A 24,797-nucleotide genomic window follows, 5' to 3' on the forward strand; every position below is an offset into this window, starting at 1 on the left:
TATGTTAATATTAGTTTGTGAGGGGGTATTAAACGTGAAACGATTACCATTTGAACGACCAAACGTACATTATGATGAAAAACTGTTTGAAATAGATGAGCAAATATGTGCCCTTTTAGAGAAGAGAAAGAACATCTCAAAGGACAATCCGGGAATACCAAAGGAAGAAATGATTTCCGGGTGGGCGAAAAAATATGGATTCTACGAAGAATATTTGATTGCTGTTTTTGAATCATTTCGATCTGAAAAATACTTCAAACCTAGGGTAGAGCCCAAAGGTTTTAAAAAGCACCTACCGGTTTTAAAAGCGGTTGAAGTAAAAAATGTACTTTATACTGTCAACTTTATACGACAATACTCGAACGCAAGTGTCATTAATTTAAATATTGATTGGGATGCATCAGAGGAAATCGAAGAAACGTGGGTACACACTTTTTGGGAATTAGAAATGGGGGATAAGTACGAGTGCAGAACAGAAGGTGGTAGTGGATCAGGAGGCCATGTTTCTTATAAATTTGTTGTGTCACCACCACTACCCGACGAACCAAAGGGGCTAGTCCTGCAATTCAAAGGATATCAAACACCACATCGTGAAGCTCCAACTGGAGTAGAGTTTGAAATTGAATTATGAGATTTTTTATAAAACTGAATATAATGGGCATACTCTATGCCCTTGTATTATTTGTGGCGATTGAACTAATTTTAAATGTTTATCGGATTAGTAGACTCACAGGCTGGGAGCTTGGAAGTGTAACAAATGTGGTCATTATTCCTGTTTTTGTGGGATTTGTTGGGGCAACACTTCTGCTCATTTTGATGACGAAAAGGTGGATGAAGGCAAGGAAATCTAGCTACTGGTCTGCGGCACTTTGGGCACCATATCTAGTACTCTTTGTTTATATGTTTGCTTCACTTTTCCCAATCGTAAACCCTGGGGAAATACCAAGCCCTGGCGTCGGTTTTGTACTCATTGGTGCTTTGTTTGTATACCCATTTTATGTGATTTTGGTCAATTTTATCGGTTTGAATTTTCGGAGAGGATAGGTGAATCTATGATTTTAAAGTTGATTATTCTTGTTTTAGTTGGAATTTTGGTGGGTACGGCCGGAGAAAAGTATTTACGAAGAAGGTTTAATATAGAGAAAAGAAGCAGGATTTATGGCTGGGTCAACAAAGTCCAAGCTTGCATTGAAATCGCACTATTTGTCGTATATATAGTAGGGATTTGGTTCGTGATAGAAAATATTTTTCTCTACATGATCAGTTTCTTTACGCTCCTTAATTCTCTCCGCGCATTTATGCACTGGAAATACGAACCCGAAACGAAGCACCATATCCTTTTTCTCTATGAATTAGTGATGTTAGTGGTAGTTTGGGCTGTGGCCTATTGGTGGATTTTTGAGTGATTGAGGCTAATGGCCATAAAAGAAAAATAACGGCTATAAAAGTTTTAATAAAAGCCATTAAGTGTCCTACGCCGAAAAATGTAAAAGGATTTGTAGGGATTTTGTCGAAAAAGGTATTATCAAATCTTAAAGGAGTTAGATTAATGAGAAAAAAAGAGTTAGAAATTCCTTTACGCATTAGAAAACTTGAAGCCGAACTTAAAAGACTGCCGGAATCGCACCCAAAATATCAAGAAATTAGCGATGAATATGGCCGAAGGATGTCCGGCTACCGCGGTGAACAATCCTTAAAGTACTATTTGTCCTTTTTAAAAGAAAAAAATTACTCCATCTTCCACAACCTACGTCTTCCTGACATCTCCGGTGAGCACTTTTTTGAAATAGATCTCCTTCTAATTAGCCCCAAATTCCAACTAATCATCGATGCTAAAAATTATCGCGGAGAATTATATTTTGACGGAAAGTTTGACCAACTGATCCAAACCTACAAAGATACGAAGAAACCATACCACTGCCCAGTTGGCCAAATAACCAGGCACCAACTACAGCTAAAAAGACTCCTCGAAACCTTCAAATTACCCAGCCCCACAATTGAAACCCTAGTTGTCTTTACAAATCCCAATGCTATTATTGATGCCAGCAAAGACTTTAAACATTCTCATAAAGTCATAAAAAGCCCTAGCTTTCTTTCGAAAATAGAATTGTTTGAGAAAAGGAACAGGCAAGAAATATTGGATAAAAAGCAACTTCAAAAAGTGTCAAAACTACTTTTAAAGAAACACACCCCACATGATCACGACATACTCGCACAATTCGGGATAAAAGAGCATGAGCTCATTAAGGGCGTGCGTTGTCCGAAATGCGATTTTCTCCCAATGACTCGAAACGTTAGATCATGGTCTTGCCCTTCTTGCCACTATTCTTCGTCCAAACCTTGTTACAATTCTTTAAACGAGTATATTCTACTCTTCGGCAACACGATTACGAATCGCCAATTACGTGATTTTTTTGATATACAATCAATTTCTACAGCTACTAACATACTATCTTCATTAAATTTGGAGTGTGAGGGGAAATACAAGGATAGAAAATACATAATAACTGAACAAAGCCTGAAAAAATAGCATTAATTTGTCTTAAAAAAATTGATCCTAAGTTTTACTGCCACTAATTTAAAAATACTGCCACTATCCGAGATTTACTGCCACTATCCAAAAAATACTGCCACTACAGCCAGAGTACTGCCACTAACCTAAATACATCCCAAAACATAGCTCCAAAAAGCAGGATTCCCCGCCCAACGTCTCGAATGAATAAAAAATGTCAATCCTACTTACTATCAAGGAGGCCTAACTAACCCATGTACGAATTAAAAACAAAAGAGAATGACGCGAGTGTCATTGAATTTATTGAAAGTGTCGAGAGTCCGAAGAAGAAAGAGGATGCATACAAACTATTAGATTTTTTCACAGAAACATCCGGCTACCCGGCAAAAATGTGGGGGACGAGCATTATTGGCTTTGGTTCCTACCATTACAAGTACGCCTCAGGCCATGAGGGTGATGCTCCGCTTGTTGGATTCTCACCACGCAAAGCGAAAATTAGTCTGTATTTTGCGACTGGAGATACAAAGCGTGAGGAACTGCTTGAAAAGTTCGGCAAGCACACAACTGGAAAAGCGTGTGTCTACATCAACAAGATTGTGGATATCGATGTTGACGTGCTCAAAGAGCTAATTACCCAATCGATCACATTTTTACAAGAAATGTATCCGGAAAAATAAGATAAACTTATATAAATACATAAAAATTATCAAATTTAGTTATCCCCCGATATGAAGTACGATAGAAGTAACACATATAAAAGAGGGGATGAAAATGACTTATACCATTAAGGCAATTGACCACATTCAGCTTGCTGCGCCAAAAGGCAGTGAAGACCAGGCACGCCAATTCTACTCAACCATTTTAGGCTGCAAAGAAGTCGAAAAGCCAGAGGTTCTTCGAAAAAACGGCGGTGTTTGGTTTGCATTTGGAACTGTGCACATTCACATTGGTATCGAGGATCCTTTTACACCCGCCAAGAAGGCACATCTGGCTTTTGAAATTGAAAACCTTTATGCCTTAAAACAACACCTCCAAACCAGCAATGTGGTGATAATTGATGACAACAACCTCCCAGGTGCAAATCGATTTTATGCGCATGATCCGTTTGGTAATCGCCTAGAATTCCTAGAATGGAACTTGAGTTGAACCATGAAAGTCCAATTGCTCAACCAATATCCAGCGTAAATTAGACCTTGAAGCACGCGGCATCATCAAACGACTCGTAGGTTCAAACCACTGCAAATACATGAATGAACCACAAACTGATTGCCCACACTAAGGCTAATGTAGAAATTTCCATAGTGGAGGTGGTTAGTTTGCCTAAAGATACGAAAGATGAAAGCATTGAACTTTTTTCAAATGATGCACTTTGTGGGAAGCCATATCTCGATATCGATCGCACAATTGTCGAGGGGGTTTCAGCGTATGTGAATAAAGAAACGAAAACAAAGGATGTATAGGGGCTTAAAGCCTCTTTTTTGTTAGTTGCCAATTCCCTCAACTAGAAGGACTTATGAAAACACTGCTCCATATAAAGACGAAAATTGATCTGGCACAATTAAAAGAAGCATATGAAGAATAAAAAAAGGATGTCCATTGGTCATCCTTATCGTTTTAGCGTCCCAGATAGGAATCGAACCTACGACCTACAGCTTAGGAGGTGGCGGTTCTATATAGGAACCAAAATGAAGGCGTTCGAAAAAGACTGATATAATAACGTTTTTAAGACCGCTTATATGATTGAATTGGTCGTATACTGAACAATGATGACCGAATCCGCCACCAAAACGCCACCTTGGGAGCGGATGTTTTTATGCCTTTTTACTTTCAAAACATTGAACGAGCAAAAAAAAAAGTTGAACAAAGAGTTTCATGACGTACGCTTTGACGTACATTGTTTTTATTATTGAAGAGAGTTTGCAGGAAAATATCTCCTTTTGCCGAAATATTAGGCGAAAGGGGATGAGTCATTGCCTATTTTAGAAACATTAAAGGGTGTAGGTAAACTTGTAAAAGACATCGGAGATATTGAATTAAATTCAAAAATAATTGATTTACAAAATGAGGTATTTTCATTAGTTGAAGAAAATCATCAATTAAGAAAAAGAGTTGATGAACTTGAAACCATTGAAAGTCTTGAAAATAGCTTGAAAGTTAAAGGCCATTTTTATTACAAAGAAAACGGTGATAAAGAAGATGGACCCTTTTGTACATCTTGTTGGGACAATAATAGCAAATTGATTAGATGTCATATATCCGATCCATATGACATCACAATCTCAACTTGTCCTGTATGTAACTTTGGGTCATCATATCTGGATTAAAGCAAGACTATCAGCATCCTTCGGGGTGCCTTTTTAATAAAAGATTCCAAAATTAGTATTTTAATCCTATGCAATTTGTCTTATAATTAGATGAATTTTTTAAGGAGGATTATTATCTATGTGGAAAAAGTTTTTGGAGTTATTTATTAAAAAGGCTTGGCCAATCATTAAAAAGCTATTAATCAAATATGGTAAGGAAATTCTTGAATTTGTTTTTGAAAAAGTTACAGAATTGATTAAGAAATGGATAATAGGCATGGGTAAGGAAAAAAAGGCGAAAGCTCAAGAATCCTATGAAAAAGCTAGTGCAGCAACTGATCCTGATGAAAAGGAAAAATATGAATTCGAATATGAATTCTATAAAAAAGAAGCAGAAGCCTATGAAGAAAAAATTAAAATTATGGAAGAAGAATTAGAGAAACTTAAACAATCTATTAGAGAAGATATTAACAAGAAAACAAAGGATTTAAAAGCTGAAGACTTATTCTCTACAAACTCAAAAGATTCATATAATCCCTTTGTCTTAAAGGATACAAGAAACATTCTAAAATTAGAAAATAAAAATGATAACTAACAAAAATTAAGGTCTATCCATTTGGATAGGCTTTTTAATTTGCTCCAAAACAATCAAAAACACCTTGGGGATGGCAGGTGATGTAGCATGGCTGGAAATCAAAAATATGAAATATCACCGTCAACTGTTTGGGAATACGGAAAGAGCATGGGGGATGATTCAAAATGCAGAATTAGATATGTTTTAGTCCAGGTATCGCCATTAATTTCAAATGTACTAAAACAGATAGGAAATGCCGTTTAAAATCACAAAAAATTAAATCTGCCACCAACACCTAATTTTTCACTCCAAAAATAATTATTCCAATACAAAAAAAGACCGCAAACCCCTTGTGACATCAAGGTTTAACGGTCAATCGTTTTAGCGTCCCAGATAGGAATCGAACCTACGACCTACAGCTTAGGAGGCTGTCGCTCTATCCTACTGAGCTACTGGGACATGATTATAAAATAATACTACAGTAATTAATTATAAAATTAATTGCCGAAAAAGGTCAAGACATTGAAACGACAAATAAAAAATCCACTCTCCAATTGGAAAATGGATTAGCATGAAATTGGAAAAGCCACAATTGCCGTAATACGCTAAGAAAGTTTAAAACCACCACTCCTCAAAGTGGGTGTTTGCAGAAACGTTCCTGTATGTCCTTCAAGTCGCCATGGACGAAGGCCTGCCATTCCAGCTTCAATGTTAAACTCCCTATTTCAGTTCAAAGGTTAAACTTTATTATGATTACGTACAATGTAGCTTGTATATGTATACTACATGATTGAAACCATGAAATCAAATGTAAAAAAAATCCAAAGTGTTGAATTTTGTCGCAGAACTTTTCGGTTATAATCAAATGTTGTATCCAAGTGTAGTGAAACCAACAACATCTTTAGATTCTAGAAAGAATTTTTGTCGAAAAAAATTTTGAGAGCCTTTTATTTTGAATACATTTCCTCAGCTTGAAAATACTATATAAAAAAAGTGATGAGGAGTTATGCAATGAAACCAACTAATGAGCAACTTACTTCGGCAGAAATGGGTAAGCTGTGGGCGGTCTATATGGGGAACTCAATGGCCATTTGCGTGTTAACCTGTTTTCAAAAACATTGCCAGGACCCAGATATAATGGAAATTCTTAAAAAAGCAAAAAATCTCAGTGAACAGATCATTGCTGGAATTACAAAGCTATTCAATAAAGATAATTTCCCTATACCTATTGGATTTGATGTTAAAAAAGATGTAAACATGGAAGCCCCCAGATTATTTGCAGATGAATTTTACCTTCATTATTTAAAATATACTGCAAAAGCAGGGCTAAGCCTCTACTCTACTGCGATTCCAATGATGATACGGAAAGACGTCAGAGAACTTATTCGTACTATTGATCAGGATACCATTCAATTTTTAGTTGACCTAAATGAAACCTTAGAGAAGAAAGGCTTTTTAACAAAACCACCAGCCATCCCAATTCCTAAGGAAGTAAGTTTTGTCGAAAAGGAAAATTATCTAGCTGGATTTTTTGGTGATGTAAGGCCACTACATGCTCTAGAAGTTGCCCACCTTCAAGATAATCTAGAAAACAATGTGGCGAGTAAAGGGCTATTGATTGGATTTAGCCAAGTAGCCGTTCATAAAAAGGTAAGAGAGTTTATGCAACACGGAGTGAAAATTACGCACGATCATATTAAAGATGCTACGGCAAAATTGAATGAAAATAATTTACCTGGGCATCCATTACTTGATGACTTAGTAGAACCATCATCCATTCCTCCTTTTTCAGACAAGTTGATGGTCTTCCATAAGATTGATATGTTCTCAATGAAGATTCGGTCTTATGCTAATGCTATGTCCACAAACGGTAGACGGGACCTTGGGATGATGTATGGTAAGTTTATTATCGATGTTGGGAAATTTGCAGAAGATGGTGCAAACATCATGATGGAAGAACACTGGTTTGAAAAACCACCACATGCTATTGATAGGAAAGCTTTGTTAGATGAAAGATAAAAAAGGAAAAAGTCAGGCAACTATGGCCTGACTTTTAAACTTAAGGTAATGTAATTTCAAATGCTTCAAAAACGATAGGGGAAGGTATTTTTAAAGCCTTAAATTCTACATCCCTATCTCTTGCTGCTTTAAATTCCTGTTTAAATAAGTTTCCGTTCATTCGTACAGCTAAAGGATTTTCAGGGAAGGATAAATCCTTACCATCCTTCGATTCTAACCAAGTACGATTCATCGTTAAGTTATCGTCAAACGGAAAATCACTTTTTAATTCAAAGTAAACAACCGTTTTATCTTCAAGAAATTCCACATCTGTTACTGTAATTTTTCCTACTTCGCCTTGATCAATTGCTAGTGGAAGTGTTTTGTTTAATGAAACGGATAGCTCCTTAACAGCTCCCGATTGATTTGGAATTTTATAGGGAAGAATCGTCAGGCTTTTTGCTTCTTCTTTTATTGGCGTATAAAGATAACGGTGATTTGCCACTTCAATTCCGTCGATCGTATCGCCATAGCCACTACCAGTAAGCGTTCGTAACACCCCGCCCTGATCATCAATCATAGCAAATTTTAAATCCATATAAGGGTCAATTTTGGTATTGTTCGGATCCGATTGTATTTGAATGGCCAAGTCTGTTCCGGCTGGCCCAATCTTAACGGACTCTACTGTCACTTTCGCATCATATATGACGTTTGTTGTGTTAGGTCGAATAACGGTTACTTCATTTGATTGCTTCACGGGAAATTCAAATTCCCAATTACCCGGCATTAGCCCTACGGCATCAATGATGATCTTCATATTAAATTCTTCCGGTAATTCTTCAGTAGGCGTAATATTCATGATCGCTTCATATTTTGACGGGGTAATGTGTTTTCCAGAGCTACCCGAGCTAAAATTAATCTCTTTTCCGTTAACCAAAATAGTCGGGCGCTCGATATCGCCAATTGCAAGGAGCGATTCATGTGTAAGGCCAAAGGTTAAACGAGTGCCATCATAAAAAATTTCATTCATGGTTAGTGTCACACCATTGTCCTTCGTTTTTTGGTTAATTACTTGAGTGAGCCCACTTTTTCCGGCAATTTGCAGTCCTTCATCGCCAGATTCATTGAAAAAAGTTCCGACTAATGGAATTTCAGAAGCAACCTTAGCTAAAGTAGGTGATAAAGTAGCCGATCCTAAAAACAGGATAAATGCTGCAGCAACCGAACCGATTGTTGTTAGTACCATTTTTTTGCGTCTTGGTTTTTGTTTTCGGTTTTCATTAATTGTCTGCTGAATAATAGTATCAAGCTTTTCAACGGGCACATGAATGTTTTCAAGTTCTTTATTAAATTCAGGGAAATGTTTACTCATTCACAATGACCTCCTTTAATTGATCACGCAAAAGGGCGATCCCACGATGGATATTCGTTTTTACCGTTCCTTCTGGCCACTCAAGAAATTCGGCGATTTGCTTTATTGTATAATCCTTGTAAAACCTCAAAATTAAAACGGTTTTATATTTTTCATCCAAACCTTTAATGGCGTCTAATAAATCAGACTCACTTTCGCGATTCATGTATGAGGGAGCCTTACTCTCAAGGATATCTCGTTCCATTGGAATGACTCTTTTTTTCTTACGAAGCTGGTCAATCGCGGTATTAATCAAAATTCGAGTAATCCAAGTTGAAAAATATGTATCATTTCGCAAATCTTTCAGAGAGGTAAGAGCCTTATAAACCGTTTCCTGAAACACCTCAAGTGCATCGTCCTCGTTTTTCATATATAAATAGGCCATTTTATAAAGCTTCGTTTTTTCAGTATCAATTAATTCCTGAAAAGCACGATTATTACCCTTCTTTGCTTTCGCAACCAGTTTGCTAGTATTCAAATCCCTTCCTCCTTTCTTCTACTAGTTAGAGAAATTAGACATCCAAAACGTTTCAAATTTATTAAAAGGATTTTAGTAGTTATTATCGAAATACATATAAATCTTATCATTTTTAAAAAGGGCGGAAGCGAAAAATGTCAAAAACACAAGGCAACATTTTTAAGGTTAGACAAGCGGTCGGAGCAATAGTTTATAGAGACAATTACTTTTTACTTGTACATAAAACAAAAATAAATACACAAACAGGTACAGAAACAATAGATGGCGAATGGGATTTTGTTAAAGGCGGAATCGAAGAGAGTGATGAATCACCAGGACATGCAATCCTCCGCGAACTGCGAGAAGAAACGGGCTCGACCGATTTTTCTATCATGAAGCAGTTTGATGAAAAAATTCACTTCGAGTTCCCTGAAAAAATGAAGAAGAAAATCGGTTATGAGCGCCAGGAAACTACGATGTTTTTAGTTGAATTCACAGGTTCTAAATGTGACTTAGCTTCAGTAGATGAAGAAATCGCAGACCTTCAATTTATTTCTGAAAATGAGGTAGCCGACAAACTCACTCATGAAGATACAAGAAGCTTTTTTATAAAAAAGCTGTCTCAACAAAGCACAAAATGACAGGATGGAAAAACGTGTGACAGATAGAATGAAGGTAAGGAGTGAGGGAAATGAGTTGGCTAGAATCATTACAGAATGCAATTGATTATATGGAGGACCACCTGCTTACGGATGTCTCAATCGAGGAGATAGCGAGTCGTGCAAATGCATCACCGTTTCATTTTCAACGAACATTTTCGATTCTAACAGACATCACAGTGGGTGATTACCTCCGCCGACGCAGGTTAACGCTAGCAGCTGAAGAGCTATCGAGAACAGACACAAAGATTATTGACCTAGCCTACAAATATGGCTACGACACTCCCGAGGCTTTCACAAAAGCCTTTCGGAAACAACACGGTGTAACGCCAAGCGATGTCCGGAAGGGGATTGGAAAGCTGCAATCATATAGCCGCCTGGTCATCCAGGTGAGTCTGAAAGGAGCAGATCCAGTGAAGTATCGAATTGTTGAGAAGGAAGGATTTAAAGCAGTTGGGGTGAAACGAAAGTTTTCATGTGTGAATGATGAGCATCTTAGTAAGATCCCGAAATTATGGGATGAAGTGAATTCCGATGGCACCTGCGATTCATTGATTCCACTGATGAATGGCGAAACGAACGGGATATTAGGAGTTTGCGTGAGTGAGTCAAATACCGGAGCAATCGATTATTGGGTGGCGGTGGAAAACAAGGATGGCGCATCTGGAAAGTATGACATTTTAGACATACCAGCTTCAAAATGGGCCGTATTCGAGGTTCATGGTGCAATGCCAAACGCGATGCAGGACGCATGGAAAAAAATCTACTCAGAATGGTTTCCATCAAGCGGGTATGCGTATGCAGGGACTGCTGAGTTCGAACTTTACTCAGACGGAAACGCATCAGACCCCAATTACTACTCAGAAATATGGATACCCGTGAAGTAAAGAGAGAGAGCCCCAAGGAGATTCCTTGGGGCTTTGATGTGAGGTGATTTTCGCTAGTGGCAGTATTTTTCAGATAATGGCAGTATTTCTGAAATAGTGGCAGTAAGTTGGCGGTTAGTGGCAGTATTTTTGGAATAGCGGCAGTAACCAAAAGGTATAGGCTGAAATGAGAGGGTAATTCCTGAAAAAACATCTCATCGCAACCACTTATGGCTGATAATCCAAAAATATGGCCAATAAACAAAATTTATGGCCAATAAAAAGGTTTTACGGCCAATAGCTAAAATTGGTTTCACACACTTTACACACATGCACGAGAGGCATACCCAAATTGTCTATAACCCATAGCCGAATCCTAAGCCTTAGCCCACAATTAAATTAAATTAGACAGAAATTTCCGAAAAACATATAATGGAAATAACTAAATACATATTATGAGTAACTATTTAATAAAGGAGGGGCGATATGAATTTAACACATATTCGTCTGTTAGTAGATAACTATAAAGAATGCTTTCTATTTTACCGAGACATATTAGGTTTTGAGGTTTCGTGGGGTGATGAAACTTCCAACTATGCCGATTTTACGGGGGTCGGAGGAGCAAAACTTGGTCTTTTTGAAAGAAAACAAATGGTGGTAGCGATCGGAGCTGAATATGCACCACTTGTTGAAAATCAGGACAAATCGACATTGATTTTTAAAGTGGACAGTGTCGAGGATACATACGAAAAAATGAAAGATAAACTTGAGTTCATCACGAAGCCGCACGAACAAGCGGATTGGATGCTGAAGGTTGCTCATTTTCGAGACCCAGCCGGAAACTTAATAGAAATCTATGAGAACCTTTAAAACCCAATTGTAAAAACAAGAAGGAGTGCTGACCATGCATTATGGCTGGGTTGTGGTTTGGATTACATTCGTTGCGGTATTAATTGCTGCTGGAATCCGCTCAATTACAGGTGTTATTTTAATTCCGCTTGAACAAGAGTTTGAGTGGAGCCGTTCGTCTATTTCATTTGCATTTGCTATTAATCTCATACTCTATGGAATTTCAGGTCCGTTCATTGCTGCGGGGCTTGAGAGACTAGGCGTTCGAAAAATCATGGCTTACTCGATGGTCCTTTTAGTTATCGGGTTAATTACAAGTCTTTATATGACACATATTTGGCAGCTTCACCTCATTTGGGGCGTCATTATTGGGATAGGTTCAGGCGTCTTTCTATCCGTTCTTTCTGCAAATATCGCAACGATTTGGTTTGAAGAGAAGCGCGGAATGGTCCTAGGTCTACTCATGGCTGCTACGGCAGCGGGGCAAATGGTCTTTTTACCATTATTGTCCTTCTTAACGGAGGAATATTCCTGGAGAGTAGGAATGACTGTATTCATCGGACTCGGCCTCCTAATAACCCCGATCATCTTCATCTGGATGAAAGATCATCCACGTGATAAAGGGCTCCTTCCTTATGGAGCGACCAAGGAAGAAGAGAAAAATGAAACAAAAAAGAATCCAATCACATCTGCCTTCGAAGTGCTATGGATTGGAATGCGCTCCGTACCGTTTTGGTTACTATCAGGTAGTTTCTTCATTTGTGGCTTGTCGACTGCGGGACTTTTAGGTACACATTTTATCCCAGCCTCAACCCACCATGGAATTCCAGAGGTTCACGCAGCAAGCATTTTCGCGTTCATGGGGGTTTTTAATATAATCGGAACGATGATTGCTGGCTGGTTATCTGATCGATTCGACAACCGCTGGCTCTTATTTTGGTTTTATGGTCTTCGAGGACTGTCGTTACTCGTGTTGCCGTACGCTCTGCAGATGCAGTCATATGTGATGCTTATCGCCTTTGCGGTGTTTTATGGATTAGACTGGATTGCTACGGTTCCGCCAACGGTTCGACTCGCAGCTGACTTTTTCGGAAAAGTAAATGGGCCAATCATTTATGGCTGGGTATTTGCAGCCCACCAAATCGGATCTGGCGTAGCTGCGTATTTGGGAGGATATTTTTACGAAGTCTTCCATAGCTACACCATCACGTTTCTATCCGCAGGGGTCCTATGTATCGTAGCAACCTTGTTTGTTTTAATCATAAAAAAACAAGCCACGAACCTTCCGCAGGACCTTAGTGTCATTGCTGGTAAATAATCGGAAGGGGAAAATCTGGTTTTTACAACTAAAAAAGAAGGTGTGACTAAAATGAATAAAGGTAATCCATTTCTACAGAAAGTTGAAACGGAAGAAGAATTGCGCTCCATGCTGGGTACTCCAAGTGAGTTGGTCAAAAGAAAAGCTATTTCTTATCTTGATGAAAATTGTGTAGAATTCATTTCTAACTCACCGTTTCTTGTCATATCTACTTCCGACGATTCTGGCTTTTGTGACGTTTCTCCAAGGGGGGATCAAGCAGGTTTTGTTCAGGTGTTAAGCAAGAAGTATCTACTCATACCCGAGAGGCCTGGGAATAAGAGAATGGACTCACTTCGAAATATTTTAACGAATCCTAGGATAGGTCTTCTTTTTATGATTCCAGGTTTAGGTGAAACATTGAGAGTGAATGGAAAAGCAATGTTGGTCAAGGACGACGAACTCCTAGAGAAAATGGCCGTCAATGGGAAAAAGCCGCTTATAGGCATAGGAGTAGAGGTAGAAGAGTGCTTTATCCATTGTGCCAAAGCCTTTATCCGATCGGGATTATGGAAGCCTGATTCTTGGCCGGTTCAAACAAAATTACCATCCCCAGCAAAAATGTTACTTAAACACACGAAACTCCCACATGCAACTAAGGAATCGATTCAGGATAGCCTTGAAGAAAGCTATGCGAAAAGACTTTATTAGGGTAGGTCGGATTATGATGAAATTATGTAGGCGCGTTAATCTACGATGAAGGGTTAACGCGCCTATTTGTTTAAAAAAGTAATTCCATTACACCGGAGTATTATTGAATTAGACTAGTATTTTAGCCCCGTTGTTTTTCATTTTCCACAACCGATTGTTTAATCAACGCTTTGCAACACATCACAATACCAGTGAGAAATGCCGCAATGGTGTAACCAAAGGGTAAGTAAAAAAAGCAAAACAATGTTGAGACAAACAACCAAATGACCCAAAAGAGTAACTCTTTATTCATTCGTTGCATTCACTTTCTCGGCATCGATGATATGTTCACTGATTACTTTTGCGAGCGCCTCAACAGTATTTTTTATTTCTTTCATGTCATTATCGACCCCGCCGACCTCGATGAGAATGGAGTTTTCCGCTAAGTCTTGATTATACACTCCGTTTCCTTGGTCTAGTCCCTTTCCAACCACACCTCTGCTGATTCCCGGAAACTGTGCTTCGATTGACTTATCTAGAGACTCGGCTAAGGCTAAGCTACGTTCAAAATGACGACTTGCTTTTCCGACCACAAAAAATACTCTTGCATATGGTTTATTGTTGATAGTAACAGTCGTCACATCTTTTCGTACACTATCACGATGAATATCGATTAAAAAGTCAATTTCGGAGTCACTCGCCATTGCCGATTGGACGATCTCACGTGAGACTGCATAAGATTTAGTAGTGTTCCACCCTTTTTTCTTCAATTCTTGCCCAATATTTGTTTTATCAACAACCGCCTCAATACCGTATTTATCTAACTCCTTCCCCAGAAGCTCGCCAACAACTGTGATGTTTGTTTTAGAATCAACCGCTTTATTCATATCTGGGTCACTCGTAAGTCCAAGGAGAGGTAAGTAAGATTCATAACTGTGAGAGTGGTAGATCAATACCTTTTTATCCGTGGCTAGATTAACGGGTGGCGTTTTCGGATCTTCCTTATTAAACTCCTCCAATTCCTTTTGAGCCATTTCTCTTTCTTGTAATAAGACATCTAAAGGTGGAGCCGATTCGTAAGGGAGATTGGTGAAATCTGTCCCCTCGCCAGATACCAGGATTTCGGTATGATACAAAGATAATCCGGGTAGTTCATGACCGAAAAAGCTACGTAAATCACCGTAGTTAAATTGAAGGGTTGATTCTACTAAGAATTTTGTGAAAGATTCCTGTTCCACGGTTAAAGTTTGTCCGAAATAGGCATTTTCAGATTCAAGTAATTTCACAAAAAACTCAGTTGGAAAGGTTCGAATGTTCACATCGATTTCCCGAAAATTAACCCAATCTTTTTTAATAGATGATATGCTTGAAGCAGCGGCAAAACAAATCAGTACGGTTAAGATAAATAAAAGGGCGATTCTTGAAATCAGCATTTGCCCATACCCTGAATTTTTCATGATATCCGTCCTTTATTGCTTTTGGACATATATATATGAAAAGTTGTACCAAAATAGAATGTCTATTTTCCTATGATAGACTTTGTTCAAATGAAAAAAGCATGGCGGACCATGCTTTCTATGTAAAACTCTCTTATTTATCTTCTCGTAATAAATACTCATTTCCATCTTGATCGTAGAAGGTGAACATAGAGCCATACGGCATTTTTTGTAATTCCCCAACTTTTACTCCATTTGAATTCATTTTTTCGTAAGCAGAGTCAATATCAACTGTGCTGAAAAGAATCGATGGATGAGAAACCTTTGATGGGTCATGCTGCTCCATAGCTGCCTTCGCATAGAGTACCAACGTTGTAAATTCGTTCTCACTCGGACCAACCTCAATCCAAGAGAATTCAGGTCCCATCGGTTGTTCAAACTTTAAAACAAAGCCAAGTTTGTTCACCCAGAAATCCTTTGCTTGTTCTTGATCTTCCACATAAACAGTTACTTTACCAATTTTATTAATCATCATTATCACCTATTTCTATAATGTCATCATAAATTTTAACAAATCTACAAGTAAAAACGAAATTCTTGTATAACGAAAAAATACAGAGGCCACCTTAGCCTCTGCATTTACTATTTAATGTCCGCTGCCGTCTCCAAAATTACTACCCGTCACATCCGCGATATTTTCAATCGCAATCAGTGCACTTGGGTCCATTTCATGCGAAATTTCCTTTAGTGTGGAGAGTTCAATCCGGCTTACAATCGTATAAATAATTTTCCTTGGTTCATTTGTGTAGGCACCTGCACCATGAATAAAGGTAATTCCACGACCCAGAACCTTGTTTAATTCATTAGCAAGCTCATCAGGCATATCGGAAATAATGGTTACTGATTTTAATTCTTCCAAACCTTCAACCACAATATCAATCATTTTAAAAGCAATGTAATATGTAATAATCGAATACATGGCCGTCTCCCAGCTGAATACAAGTAAGGCAGCAAGGATAAAAATAAACACGTTCATGATCATTACAAATTGTCCAACAGATACTGGTCGTTTCTTACTTACGATGATGGCTAAAATCTCCGTGCCATCCAAAGCTCCACCAGTTCGAATGACCAATCCGACACCCGTTCCTAAAATAACCGCCCCAATAATCGTTGCTAGAAAAAGATCATCTGTTACAGGTTCAAAATGATGCAAATAAGCTGTAAAGGCGGATAATACGACAACGCCATATAACGTATGTAATGTAAATTTCATTCCCATTTTTCGATACCCAAGAAAAAGGAAGGGGATATTAAAAACAATCAAGAAGATACTCATTGGAACTCCCAATATCTTGGACGCAATGATGGAAAGACCGATAACCCCACCATCCAAAATATCATTTGGTACTAAAAATAGTTCTAGCCCAAAGCCCGCGATTAGAGCTCCGATGGTAATCATAATAAGTTGTTTAATTTCTGTTACTACCCGTTTTTTCTTTGTTTTTCCCACAAAAACCAAGCCTTTCACTATCAAAATAGAATGTACTTATTAATATTACCACAATTGACGGACATGCTTACAATTTTAGAAGGAAAATAATACCTTTATGTGGAAAATAATAATTAGTAATCTTGATAAGTTGTTAAGTAAAGGAGCACAAATGAACCCATTCGATAATTTTGAGGAATACAAAGATCCGGTCCTATATGACCGAGAAAATGACCCTTTCCAAGATGATGTGGAATTTATAAAAAAATGGGCTGAAAAGGTTAACAGTCCAATCATTGATTTGGCATGTGGAACAGGTCGAGCAACAATTCCATTAGCGGAAGCTGGACATTCCCTAATCGGGGTAGACATACATCATGGCATGCTTACTCAAGCCAAACAAAAAACAGAGCATACAGACCTAAACATTAACTGGATCGAGCAAGACTGCACGAATCTCCAATTAGGTATGAAAAGTCCACTCATTTTTATCGTAGGAAACTCTTTTCAGCATTTTCTTACGAATGAAGAGCAGGATCAGCTATTAACTTCGGTTCACAATCACCTTGAAAAAGAGGGGATTTTCATCTTCGGCACGAGGTTCCCAAGTCCGGATGAATTGCTTCAACCACCTACTGAGGAATATTGGCGAAGCTATAAGGATGAAACAGGGAAAACGGTAGATGTCTACACGATAAGTAACTATGACACGCTTCAGCAGGTGCAACACTATATAACCATTAGACGATTAAAGGATGACAGTGGTAAAACAGTTGAGGAACAGAAAACCAATATCAAACTGCGCTATGTGTTCCCGCAAGAGATGAACCGTTTACTCGGTCAAAATGGATTTGAAATCTTAGGTGTTTACAAGGATTGGAATGAATCTCCGTTAACACAAGACAGCCATCAAATGAGTTATGTATGCAGAAAGGTTTCTGAATGAATAGAAATAATCACAGGGCTTACATTCATCACATTAGTAACTGTATAAGCTCATCAAAAAAGGAAGTGGGAAAGTGGTCGTAACGAAGCAATTTGCCCAAACTATAGAAACAGCTGAAGTAGAGGTATTGCAATCTAGACTAGAGGCTATTCAAGGAATCGAAGGAAATCCGATGGGCGTAGAAGTGAAACAAATTGGGAGTGCAACAGTCTTTTATGTTAAGAACATTCCAGGACCCTCATTCAACACGGTAAAGGGTTTATCTGATGGCGATGAGAAATACATAGAAGAGATCATTCAATTTTACAAACAGAAGGATATTCCTGTTCGATTCGAATTAACGCCGGGACATGTTTCTTCGGATTTCCTTATGTTCCTAAGCAACAAAGGTTTTTATCAATCCGATTTTCACACAACTCTTTACTCAGAACATCTTTCAAGTCAAGATACGGAAACTAATTCTAAAATAATTGTTCGCGAGTTAGAGCATAATGAATTTGATTTGTTCGCCGAAATTTACACTAAGGGCTTTGGTATGCCGGCATTTTTAAAAGATGGGGTCGCACAGAATAACAAAATACTTTACAACAATGACAATTGGACATTCTATCTTGCAAATATTGAAAATGAACCAGTGGGTATAGGCGTTTTATATACACAGAATAGTATTGGAACTTTTGCTGCCGCAACTACCCTGCCGGAATTTCGTAATCATGGTATACAAACAGCATTAATTAAGAAGCGGATGCAAAAAGCACTGGAACAAGGATGTAGGTTAATTGTAGGTCAGGCAAAGTTTGGCTCAGTCAGTCAAAACAACATGGAACGAGCAGGTATGAGAATAGGGTATACAAAGGCTATTTGGGTGATGAAATAAAGGAGGGGTGACGATGGCACGTATAGTAGGTTTTGAAATCAGCAGCCAGGACCCTGAAAAAGCAGTAAAATTCTATTCAGCTGTTTTTGAGTGGGTAATCGGGGAACCTAATTGGGGGTTTTGGCCTGTTAAAAGCACAGGTCAAGTAGACATTCAAGGTGGGATTAGCAAAGGCCCGCATGATTATCCGCATGGAACCAGAATCCAGATTGAAGTTGATTCGATTGAGGATACAATTGTGAAAGCTGTAGACAATGGAGCGATGATTGTACGTGAAAAAATGGAGTTTGATGAGTTTTTCTTGGCATATCTAGTCGATCCAACTGGAGTTGGTTTTGGACTAATCGAAAGAAAGTAATCTTGCATTGTAATTTTACAATTTTTAGCCGCAATATATAGACTATTTTCTTTTATATTGCGGCTTATTTTAACCTCTTTATACTTTGTTTTTTTCGCTTTTAGGTCTGTCCACTATCTCCATGTCCATGTAGTAGTTTCTCTTTGGAGTCCATGTGCGCTTATGCAACTTCCATAAGAGAACTAGAAACATGATTTCCATGAACAGGCCTAAAGGGATCGTAAAGAATAGGTAACCAATAATAATGTCTCTAGAAAGGTTCATTGCAAAAGTATGGGAAAGCGTGATAAGCAGCATGACAGTCATATAAATTTTAAAGGTTTGCAAGCTTCTACTTACTAATACTTCATCCCCTAGATCAGAGACAACTGTCATGATTAACTGAAAAACAAGGAATACAATGACCAACTTTAAGATTTCTAGAAAAAAGGTATAGGTATCCCAGATTGGTAGGCCAACAAAAGATCCAAATTCATTCCCATTCACATTTTGTTGGATAAACACAGTTGGAATACTGATAAGTATAAGCATGATCAAGAGCTTTTTTAATAGATTGCCGGTTCGGCTTTCTGAAGGAACTCCTACTAGGCTTGCAAAAATGAGATAATACCCGATTGGCTCTGGCAAAATATCAACGTAAATCAAATGGAACTCTAAAAGGATAAAAACAAAGCCCCAGAACATTTGCTTAAAATTAATTTTCATTCACTCTCACCAGCCTCTTTTTCCTCGATGATTTCATTGATCGCCTTTTGGTCTAACTCAGGGTGATCTATGATTGGTAACTCCCTCACAAATTCATCACCCGATTCTGTCTTTCCATTAAGTTTGATGCTGAATTGAAAGTAACTCTTTCTATCCGGATTGAATTGCATGAAGAAGCGAACCCATTCATTTTGTTCCAAAGTAAATGGAAGTAAATCTTCATTAGCGGTGACACCAGGTAAGTCATTCCATTCCTTTTCACGGTCTTCATCGAACCATTTTGGAGGATTCGCACCAGTCTTGAGTTTTTCGAGTTCGCGCAATTTATCCTGTTCAAGGTCAACCTTAATAAAAATGTCATCTGACAATTCCTCTTTAAAAGGAATTTCAATTTCCTCTATGGTGATTGGTTCTAAAGCAACCATCGATTTCTCTTCCCGATGCTGATTACTGCTTGAACTTATGTGTGTCTCTAACACATCAGGGTTTTCCGTACTTTTATGAAGAATGACTTCTCCAATATCAGCTAAAATAGTTTCTCCATTGGAAAGATGGACCTCCATTTCTGAAAACGAAAAAGGACCTTCACCTTCGAAATCCGCTGGAAACGTAACATAAAGTGCTTTTAAATAATGATGTATATACTCTTGTTCAAACTGAGGTTCCTGTGACTCCCACATAAAGTCCATATTCGAGCTCGCATAGGCCTCAATTCCATCAATTTGTACATGATTAACTGAGGAAGAGTCCGACTTATTGGTTACGTAATAAAATGTGAGCATTGTCTCATCTTCATCGTTCAAAGTGAGTTCATAATAATGCTCTAAAAATAGTGGGGCATCCAGCTGTTTAGACTGGAAATACAAAAAATTACCGATATAGCTAAGAATAATGACCAATATACTGATCCAGAATATTTTCTCTTTCAAACTAAAACCCCCAATTCTATAAATCTCTAAAACTATATTATTACCTAGAGTTGGTACTATTTTTAGTTATTCCAATTTTCTTGCAATAATGCGATAATGGAGGTAACAGATATCTAGTAGGAACGGAGGGAGAAGTTTCGATTGTATTATAATAGTGTCTTTGATTTCATCTATGTAGTATTATTCTGGTGGGTGATCTTTCTAGTTTTTCAACGTATTAACAACCGTTATCCAAAGAGTAATCCGTGGAAGAAGGATATCATTTTAACGTTTATTCAAGCAGTAGTCGTCACGTTTATATTTCCATTGATCATGATGCTCATTATATAGAATAAAACGATCGTCACCTTTCGTTTAAAAGGCATTGGAGATATCCACATGCCTTTTACAACTCCCACGTAAACCATTTTCCATGCCCTTCTGTTTGACCAATAACATGTTTATACTCTATCCCATCAAGAGAATAATCGAGATGAAGGTCGCGGTCTTGTATATTGTTATATAGATGAAAAATCTCACGTTTGGTTCCGATCTGCTGAACCTTATCTAACAATCTATTCCTCACTTCTTTAGGCATTTGGTTAGCCACGTGGGTGTGGAACACACAAATAGCATATTCGCTTGAAACTTCTTTAGAAAGTTGCTCAAGCATTTCAACACCATTCCCTTTAATGAACCGTATTTCGTTCGCCTTAACAATTTCCGCAGCCTTTTCAAATAACTCCCGTCTTTCATGATGTTCCGGCCAAATGAGGGCTTTTAGCCAAAGAACATTTTCATCATCCTTTAAATCAATAGGGTGAAGGTCGATTCCAATACGCACAGCCACTGGCGGAATAAAGTCTTGTAGATTAGGAGCATTGTCTCCTTTTATCTCAGCTGTTATATGTAAAATAGATTCTGTGTTTCCATAAACTGCCCCCGTTCCATACGAGTAACTATACTGATCCCATAGCAACTGCAGGCCAGCACTGGTCCCGATTTCAATCAATGCAAGTGGCTTTTTCACGATATGATAAATAGATTGAAAGGCTGGAAAAAGATAAGCACATCGTCTTACTTCATTTGTCTGAACCAAATTCTCCTGTAAAAGCGGGATGATTTCATTAGAATATTGACTGCAAAACTCTTTAAAAGGTAAAAAGGATTCCTCTACTTTCCGAGGATTCTTAGTCATACTCTGATAAAAATCACGAAGCCGGTGGTTCTTACCTTTTAATAAAAGATAATGAACAGCACCAAACAACAAATTAGAAGAAGGTTGACCACTACGTGCATGAGAAGCCAACTCAAGAAGTTCATGATCGTCGGCAATCTGTAATGAAAGAAATTCATACAAGCTACTTGAGCCCTTACACTCGGTGTTGGCAAAGTTTCGAAACTTAATAGACTGAGTGTTGATCATATTTCTTTCCTCCTGAAATTTTTTTCGAACTTGACCCTCAAATCAAGATAAGCCCAAGCGAATCATATACTGAAAGGTTTGGTGGATTACATGAAAGAACAAACAGTAAAGTTTACGTATAATGAAATCGACTTACTTATAGAAGCAATGGATAAGGATATATGGAAAGATATTAAATGGAAGTTTGTAACTGAAGAAGAAATTGAATCTTTATTAAAAACCTCTTAAGGCATCCCTTAGGGGGTTATTTATTTCTCATCATTCCTCCACCCACTCCAGTTGCTCTTCCTCGATTAGGGTTAATAGCTTGTTTTCACCCTCAATTTCATAGCTTTTGTCTTCGATTCGCAACTCACTTTCGGTCACAACTAAACTGTAGATATCTTCATCAATATAGACTGTCACGAAATAACCCAATCCAGGTCCAAACCTTGTTTTCATAAGGTTCATATCTGAAGGTTCAAAAATGAGTTTTTGTATCGTTGATTGATCAGTGATTGTTGAATAACTGTGAATGTACCCCTTTGCTTCATCTGATGTACTTCTGGTTAATTCAATTTTGTCGATTTTCTCCGTCTCCCCAATGTATTTACTTATTTCCTCACCATAAGTAGTATTAGTGATTTTTTCATAAGTGAAAAAGATTCCAAAAGTAGCAATAACAGAAACGGCCATTAACACAAGAGACAATTTGTACTTCTTACCCTCCACATATTTCCATTCCATGAATGACTGAAATCCCCAAAATGAAACCATAAAAAAGATTAGAAGCCATTTTGCATGGTTCATATTATCAATATCAAAAAACACATAAGCACTTCCCAAAAATAAGATGACGATAAGGAGTCCGCCAACCCGGAATTTTACACGCCCGTCTGATTCGGCCACATTATACCCTGGTTCTAATCGTTTTCCTATAACACTATCGATTGTAGACAGAAGAAAAAACATCAACAATATAGCTAGACCCATCCAACCCCCCCAATCTTACTTTAATTATACTGATTATTGGAAAAATATACTAGGTGAAGTCTAAATCCAAAGCGTAATTTTTGTACAAATTCACCTAACATGTCAAAATAAGATGGAAATAGGAAAGAATACAAGTATGGACAAGCAAGGAGTGAACGAAATGAGTTCCCTTTTTAAACGAGATTTAAAAAAGCATTGGTATATAAAATACAACAATAATGGGTATCCGCATGTTCAACAAGGCTTTGTGCTACCACCAAACCGGTTCGAGGAATTTGATCCATTTTTAATTATGGCAGAGGACTGGTATCAGCGTGGCGCATTTCCGGACCATCCACACCGAGGATTTCAAACGATTACCTATGTAATCGATGGACGATTGGAGCATATTGATAACCACGGTGGAAACTCAATTTTAGAGGCTGGCGATATCCAGTATATGAATGCTGGCAGTGGTGCAAGACATGCTGAGGAGCCGGTTGACCAAGATCTTGCTCATACACTTCAGTTATGGTTGAACTTACCGAGTTCCCTGAAAAATACACAAACCTCCTATCAAAATGTGTACATAGAGGATGTACCACATGTGAAAATTGAGGGTGGGGAATTAAAGGTCTACTCAGGAGAAATAGCGGGAGTGAAAGGGCCTATGAATAGTTTGGTTCCCATTACAATGACCGAGATTTCACTTGCAAAGGGCATGACTTACAAACACATACTTCCTGAAAATCACAATGGGTTTGTATACGTACTTTCCGGTGAAGTAGAGCTTGGTGAAAATAAAACACCTCTGAAAAAAACAGGGGCTGGAACTCTTACTTTTAACGAAAATGGTAAAGATGAAAGCGAATTTCAAATAATAGCAAATAGTCGAGCTAAATTACTTGTTTACTCAGGGGTCCCACTTAGAGAAGAAATTGTCGCTTATGGCCCATTTGTAATGAATTCGATGGAAGAAGTTCAACAAGCATACCGTGATTTTCACGCAGGAAAATTTGGCCCACCGGCAGAATAAGGAGTATGGCTACAATGAATAAAGAAGTAATTGTCTATACAACAAATGACTGTGTCGAATGTACTTTTGTCAAAAAGGTTCTCACTGAAAATGGCATTCCATTTGACCTTCGAAATATTGCAGAAAACGAGGTCTACCAAAAAGAAGTGGAACGCTTCGGTTTTCTAGGCGTCCCTGTAACAGTTGTAGGTGACCGCGCCGTTAAAGGATTTACCCCTGAACTTATTGAACTATTAGAGCCGTTGAAAAAGTCTTGATCTCTTTGTAATGGTTAAAAGTGGTAAAGGTAGGAAATCCTAAAGCCATACACACCTAAAAAAGATGGGAATAAAATAAGGAAACATAATCAATGGGTGAACTTATGGAGAAAATCAAAAGTTGGGCAAAACGCTTAAAAAAACAAATATTCGTGTTGTATTTTGCATATAAGGATGCGAGGGTTCCATGGTATGCTAAGCTTTTTACCGCTGGAGTGGTAGCTTACACATTTAGCCCAATCGACTTAATCCCAGATTTTATACCAATCCTCGGATACCTTGATGAGGTCATCCTTGTCCCGATTGGAATCATGTTTGCATTGAAAATGATCCCAAGTGCAGTCATTGCAGATTGCGAAGTTAAAGCAGAAGAAATGATGAAAAACGGCAAACCAAAAAACTGGGTTGCGGGGACACTTATCCTTTTAATATGGACTTTGGTTTTTATCTGGATGATTGTCAAAGCGTCTCAATATATACTCTAAATCTGTATTTCAAAGCGAAATACAGGTTTTTTTGATTGGTGAGTAAACTTCAAAAAAAATTTATGCGCTTGCACTGAATTCCTTGATTATGATGAAAAAGAATTATTCGCGATGAAGTAAAAAAAAAGAGGGATAAGGGAGAAATTCTTGCGTTGTAACCATGCCGAAAAGGCTAGAAAAGCGCTATCACTTGTCGAATTATTATGATTTATTTTGCATGAAATTTGATGTTTATGTTTTTTTTCATGTTATAATAACAAAAGATGGAATGAAGAATAAGAGTTTATTAGTAATCCACTCATTC

Annotated in this window: 33 protein-coding genes, 1 tRNA gene and 1 other RNA gene; 24 read left to right on the forward strand and 11 right to left on the reverse strand. The window is 37.9% G+C overall.

The genetic code is table 11. The annotated features are described in order from the left end of the window. Positions 1–34: 34 nt before the first annotated feature. The 10 genes from CKK03_RS04810 to CKK03_RS23590 all read left to right on the forward strand — a co-directional run bounded on the left by CKK03_RS04810 (position 35) and on the right by CKK03_RS23590 (position 5,653). The gene (locus CKK03_RS04810) at positions 35–631 is read left to right on the forward strand and encodes a hypothetical protein (RefSeq protein WP_099361480.1); all 597 of its coding nucleotides are present in this window, start codon (positions 35–37) and stop codon (positions 629–631) included. Beyond that, positions 628–1,044: a hypothetical protein gene (locus CKK03_RS04815; RefSeq protein WP_099361481.1), complete on the forward strand. Its 417-nt coding sequence runs from the start codon at positions 628–630 to the stop codon at positions 1,042–1,044. The genes CKK03_RS04810 and CKK03_RS04815 overlap by 4 nt, the downstream gene beginning before the upstream one ends. A gap of 8 nt (positions 1,045–1,052) precedes the next feature. Then, a complete protein-coding gene (locus tag CKK03_RS04820) occupies positions 1,053–1,406 on the forward strand; it encodes a DUF4181 domain-containing protein (protein WP_099361482.1) in 354 nt (117 codons plus the stop codon). Further along, a complete protein-coding gene (locus tag CKK03_RS04825; protein ID WP_099361483.1) occupies positions 1,403–2,530 on the forward strand; it encodes a nuclease-related domain-containing protein in 1,128 nt (375 codons plus the stop codon). Before CKK03_RS04820 ends, CKK03_RS04825 begins: the two co-directional genes overlap by 4 nt. A 236-nt stretch (positions 2,531–2,766) precedes the next feature. Further along, on the forward strand, positions 2,767–3,189 hold the full coding sequence (locus CKK03_RS04830) for a DUF1801 domain-containing protein (protein WP_099361484.1): 423 nt from the start codon (positions 2,767–2,769) through the stop codon (positions 3,187–3,189). 94 nt (positions 3,190–3,283) lie between these two features. After that, positions 3,284–3,658 (forward strand): VOC family protein, encoded by a 375-nt coding sequence (locus CKK03_RS04835; protein ID WP_099361485.1) that lies wholly within the window; start codon positions 3,284–3,286, stop codon positions 3,656–3,658. A 170-nt stretch (positions 3,659–3,828) separates the two neighbouring features. Further along, a complete protein-coding gene (locus CKK03_RS23585) occupies positions 3,829–3,972 on the forward strand; it encodes a hypothetical protein (protein WP_180271152.1) in 144 nt (47 codons plus the stop codon). A gap of 510 nt (positions 3,973–4,482) precedes the next feature. Further along, on the forward strand, positions 4,483–4,836 hold the full coding sequence (locus CKK03_RS04840; protein WP_099361486.1) for a hypothetical protein: 354 nt from the start codon (positions 4,483–4,485) through the stop codon (positions 4,834–4,836). A 118-nt stretch (positions 4,837–4,954) separates the two neighbouring features. Next, a complete protein-coding gene (locus tag CKK03_RS04845) occupies positions 4,955–5,410 on the forward strand; it encodes a hypothetical protein (protein ID WP_099361487.1) in 456 nt (151 codons plus the stop codon). A gap of 87 nt (positions 5,411–5,497) precedes the next feature. Continuing rightward, on the forward strand, positions 5,498–5,653 hold the full coding sequence (locus tag CKK03_RS23590) for a hypothetical protein (RefSeq protein ID WP_180271153.1): 156 nt from the start codon (positions 5,498–5,500) through the stop codon (positions 5,651–5,653). A 121-nt stretch (positions 5,654–5,774) separates the two neighbouring features. Here CKK03_RS23590 and CKK03_RS04850 read toward each other — a convergent pair. After that, positions 5,775–5,848: transfer RNA gene (locus CKK03_RS04850), tRNA-Arg, on the reverse strand. A gap of 120 nt (positions 5,849–5,968) precedes the next feature. Continuing rightward, a non-coding RNA gene (gene ssrS, locus CKK03_RS04855) (6S RNA) lies at positions 5,969–6,163 on the reverse strand. 237 nt (positions 6,164–6,400) lie between these two features. Between ssrS and CKK03_RS04860 the strand changes: the two genes are divergently transcribed. Beyond that, entirely contained in the window at positions 6,401–7,408 is a 1,008-nt protein-coding gene (locus CKK03_RS04860; RefSeq protein WP_099361488.1) for a DUF3231 family protein, read from the forward strand. Between the two features lie 40 nt (positions 7,409–7,448). On the opposite strand, the gene CKK03_RS04865 is transcribed toward CKK03_RS04860, so the two are convergent. Both CKK03_RS04865 and CKK03_RS04870 read right to left on the reverse strand, forming a co-directional pair. After that, the gene (locus CKK03_RS04865) at positions 7,449–8,759 is read right to left on the reverse strand and encodes a DUF4179 domain-containing protein (protein WP_099361489.1); all 1,311 of its coding nucleotides are present in this window, start codon (positions 8,757–8,759) and stop codon (positions 7,449–7,451) included. Beyond that, the gene (locus CKK03_RS04870) at positions 8,752–9,276 is read right to left on the reverse strand and encodes a sigma-70 family RNA polymerase sigma factor (RefSeq protein WP_099361490.1); all 525 of its coding nucleotides are present in this window, start codon (positions 9,274–9,276) and stop codon (positions 8,752–8,754) included. Before CKK03_RS04870 ends, CKK03_RS04865 begins: the two co-directional genes overlap by 8 nt. A gap of 134 nt (positions 9,277–9,410) precedes the next feature. Between CKK03_RS04870 and CKK03_RS04875 the strand changes: the two genes are divergently transcribed. The 5 genes from CKK03_RS04875 (at position 9,411) to CKK03_RS04895 (ending at position 13,637) form a co-directional block, all read left to right on the forward strand. Further along, complete coding sequence (locus CKK03_RS04875; protein ID WP_099361491.1) at positions 9,411–9,896, forward strand: NUDIX hydrolase; 486 nt, start codon at positions 9,411–9,413, stop codon at positions 9,894–9,896. Between the two features lie 50 nt (positions 9,897–9,946). Further along, positions 9,947–10,801, forward strand: coding sequence for an AraC family transcriptional regulator (locus CKK03_RS04880; RefSeq protein ID WP_099361492.1), 855 nt, complete (start codon positions 9,947–9,949; stop codon positions 10,799–10,801). A gap of 465 nt (positions 10,802–11,266) precedes the next feature. Continuing rightward, entirely contained in the window at positions 11,267–11,650 is a 384-nt protein-coding gene (locus CKK03_RS04885) for a VOC family protein (RefSeq protein ID WP_099361493.1), read from the forward strand. Positions 11,651–11,684: 34 nt separating this feature from the next. Further along, a complete protein-coding gene (locus tag CKK03_RS04890) occupies positions 11,685–12,947 on the forward strand; it encodes an MFS transporter (RefSeq protein ID WP_099361494.1) in 1,263 nt (420 codons plus the stop codon). A gap of 51 nt (positions 12,948–12,998) precedes the next feature. Continuing rightward, a complete protein-coding gene (locus CKK03_RS04895) occupies positions 12,999–13,637 on the forward strand; it encodes a pyridoxamine 5'-phosphate oxidase family protein (protein ID WP_099361495.1) in 639 nt (212 codons plus the stop codon). Positions 13,638–13,921: 284 nt separating this feature from the next. Here CKK03_RS04895 and spoIIP read toward each other — a convergent pair whose 3' ends face one another. The 3 genes from spoIIP to CKK03_RS04910 form a co-directional block, all read right to left on the reverse strand. Then, positions 13,922–15,073 (reverse strand): stage II sporulation protein P, encoded by a 1,152-nt coding sequence (spoIIP, locus tag CKK03_RS04900; protein WP_099361496.1) that lies wholly within the window; start codon positions 15,071–15,073, stop codon positions 13,922–13,924. 133 nt (positions 15,074–15,206) lie between these two features. After that, a complete protein-coding gene (locus tag CKK03_RS04905) occupies positions 15,207–15,584 on the reverse strand; it encodes a VOC family protein (protein ID WP_099361497.1) in 378 nt (125 codons plus the stop codon). A 114-nt stretch (positions 15,585–15,698) separates the two neighbouring features. Beyond that, a complete protein-coding gene (locus tag CKK03_RS04910; RefSeq protein ID WP_099361808.1) occupies positions 15,699–16,565 on the reverse strand; it encodes a YitT family protein in 867 nt (288 codons plus the stop codon). Positions 16,566–16,716: 151 nt separating this feature from the next. On the opposite strand from CKK03_RS04910, the gene CKK03_RS04915 reads away from it, so the two are divergent. The 3 genes from CKK03_RS04915 to CKK03_RS04925 all read left to right on the forward strand — a co-directional run bounded on the left by CKK03_RS04915 (position 16,717) and on the right by CKK03_RS04925 (position 18,725). Further along, a complete protein-coding gene (locus CKK03_RS04915) occupies positions 16,717–17,490 on the forward strand; it encodes a class I SAM-dependent methyltransferase (RefSeq protein ID WP_099361809.1) in 774 nt (257 codons plus the stop codon). A gap of 73 nt (positions 17,491–17,563) precedes the next feature. Next, positions 17,564–18,367, forward strand: a complete 804-nt coding sequence (locus CKK03_RS04920) for a GNAT family N-acetyltransferase (RefSeq protein ID WP_099361498.1) — start codon at positions 17,564–17,566, stop codon at positions 18,365–18,367. Positions 18,368–18,380: 13 nt separating this feature from the next. Continuing rightward, a complete protein-coding gene (locus CKK03_RS04925; RefSeq protein WP_099361499.1) occupies positions 18,381–18,725 on the forward strand; it encodes a VOC family protein in 345 nt (114 codons plus the stop codon). Positions 18,726–18,803: 78 nt separating this feature from the next. Here CKK03_RS04925 and CKK03_RS04930 read toward each other — a convergent pair whose 3' ends face one another. Continuing rightward, on the reverse strand, positions 18,804–19,430 hold the full coding sequence (locus CKK03_RS04930) for a hypothetical protein (protein ID WP_099361500.1): 627 nt from the start codon (positions 19,428–19,430) through the stop codon (positions 18,804–18,806). Beyond that, positions 19,427–20,359: a hypothetical protein gene (locus tag CKK03_RS04935; RefSeq protein ID WP_099361501.1), complete on the reverse strand. Its 933-nt coding sequence runs from the start codon at positions 20,357–20,359 to the stop codon at positions 19,427–19,429. The genes CKK03_RS04930 and CKK03_RS04935 overlap by 4 nt, the downstream gene beginning before the upstream one ends. 141 nt (positions 20,360–20,500) lie before the next feature. Here CKK03_RS04935 and CKK03_RS04940 point away from each other — a divergent pair, with 141 nt between their 5' ends. Next, positions 20,501–20,689: a hypothetical protein gene (locus CKK03_RS04940; protein ID WP_099361502.1), complete on the forward strand. Its 189-nt coding sequence runs from the start codon at positions 20,501–20,503 to the stop codon at positions 20,687–20,689. Positions 20,690–20,744: 55 nt separating this feature from the next. Here the strand turns inward: CKK03_RS04940 and CKK03_RS04945 are convergent, their stop codons facing one another. Next, positions 20,745–21,764, reverse strand: coding sequence for a DUF2332 domain-containing protein (locus CKK03_RS04945; RefSeq protein ID WP_099361503.1), 1,020 nt, complete (start codon positions 21,762–21,764; stop codon positions 20,745–20,747). Between the two features lie 90 nt (positions 21,765–21,854). On the opposite strand from CKK03_RS04945, the gene CKK03_RS23595 reads away from it, so the two are divergent. After that, positions 21,855–21,992 carry a hypothetical protein gene (locus tag CKK03_RS23595; RefSeq protein ID WP_180271154.1) on the forward strand — a complete coding sequence of 46 codons (138 nt, stop codon included), beginning with the start codon at positions 21,855–21,857 and terminating at the stop codon, positions 21,990–21,992. A gap of 30 nt (positions 21,993–22,022) precedes the next feature. Here the strand turns inward: CKK03_RS23595 and CKK03_RS04950 are convergent, their stop codons facing one another. After that, positions 22,023–22,736, reverse strand: coding sequence for a DUF4181 domain-containing protein (locus CKK03_RS04950; RefSeq protein ID WP_099361504.1), 714 nt, complete (start codon positions 22,734–22,736; stop codon positions 22,023–22,025). Between the two features lie 160 nt (positions 22,737–22,896). Between CKK03_RS04950 and CKK03_RS04955 the strand changes: the two genes are divergently transcribed. The 3 genes from CKK03_RS04955 (at position 22,897) to CKK03_RS04965 (ending at position 24,493) form a co-directional block, all read left to right on the forward strand. Further along, complete coding sequence (locus CKK03_RS04955) at positions 22,897–23,751, forward strand: pirin family protein (RefSeq protein WP_099361505.1); 855 nt, start codon at positions 22,897–22,899, stop codon at positions 23,749–23,751. A 14-nt stretch (positions 23,752–23,765) separates the two neighbouring features. Then, positions 23,766–24,008, forward strand: coding sequence for a glutaredoxin family protein (locus tag CKK03_RS04960; protein ID WP_099361506.1), 243 nt, complete (start codon positions 23,766–23,768; stop codon positions 24,006–24,008). A 92-nt stretch (positions 24,009–24,100) separates the two neighbouring features. Next, positions 24,101–24,493, forward strand: a complete 393-nt coding sequence (locus tag CKK03_RS04965) for a YkvA family protein (RefSeq protein WP_099361507.1) — start codon at positions 24,101–24,103, stop codon at positions 24,491–24,493. The last annotated feature ends 304 nt before the right edge of the window (positions 24,494–24,797 follow it).

The organism is Fredinandcohnia onubensis (assembly GCF_002734215.1).
GTDB classification, from domain to species: domain Bacteria; phylum Bacillota; class Bacilli; order Bacillales; family Bacillaceae_L; genus Ferdinandcohnia; species Ferdinandcohnia onubensis.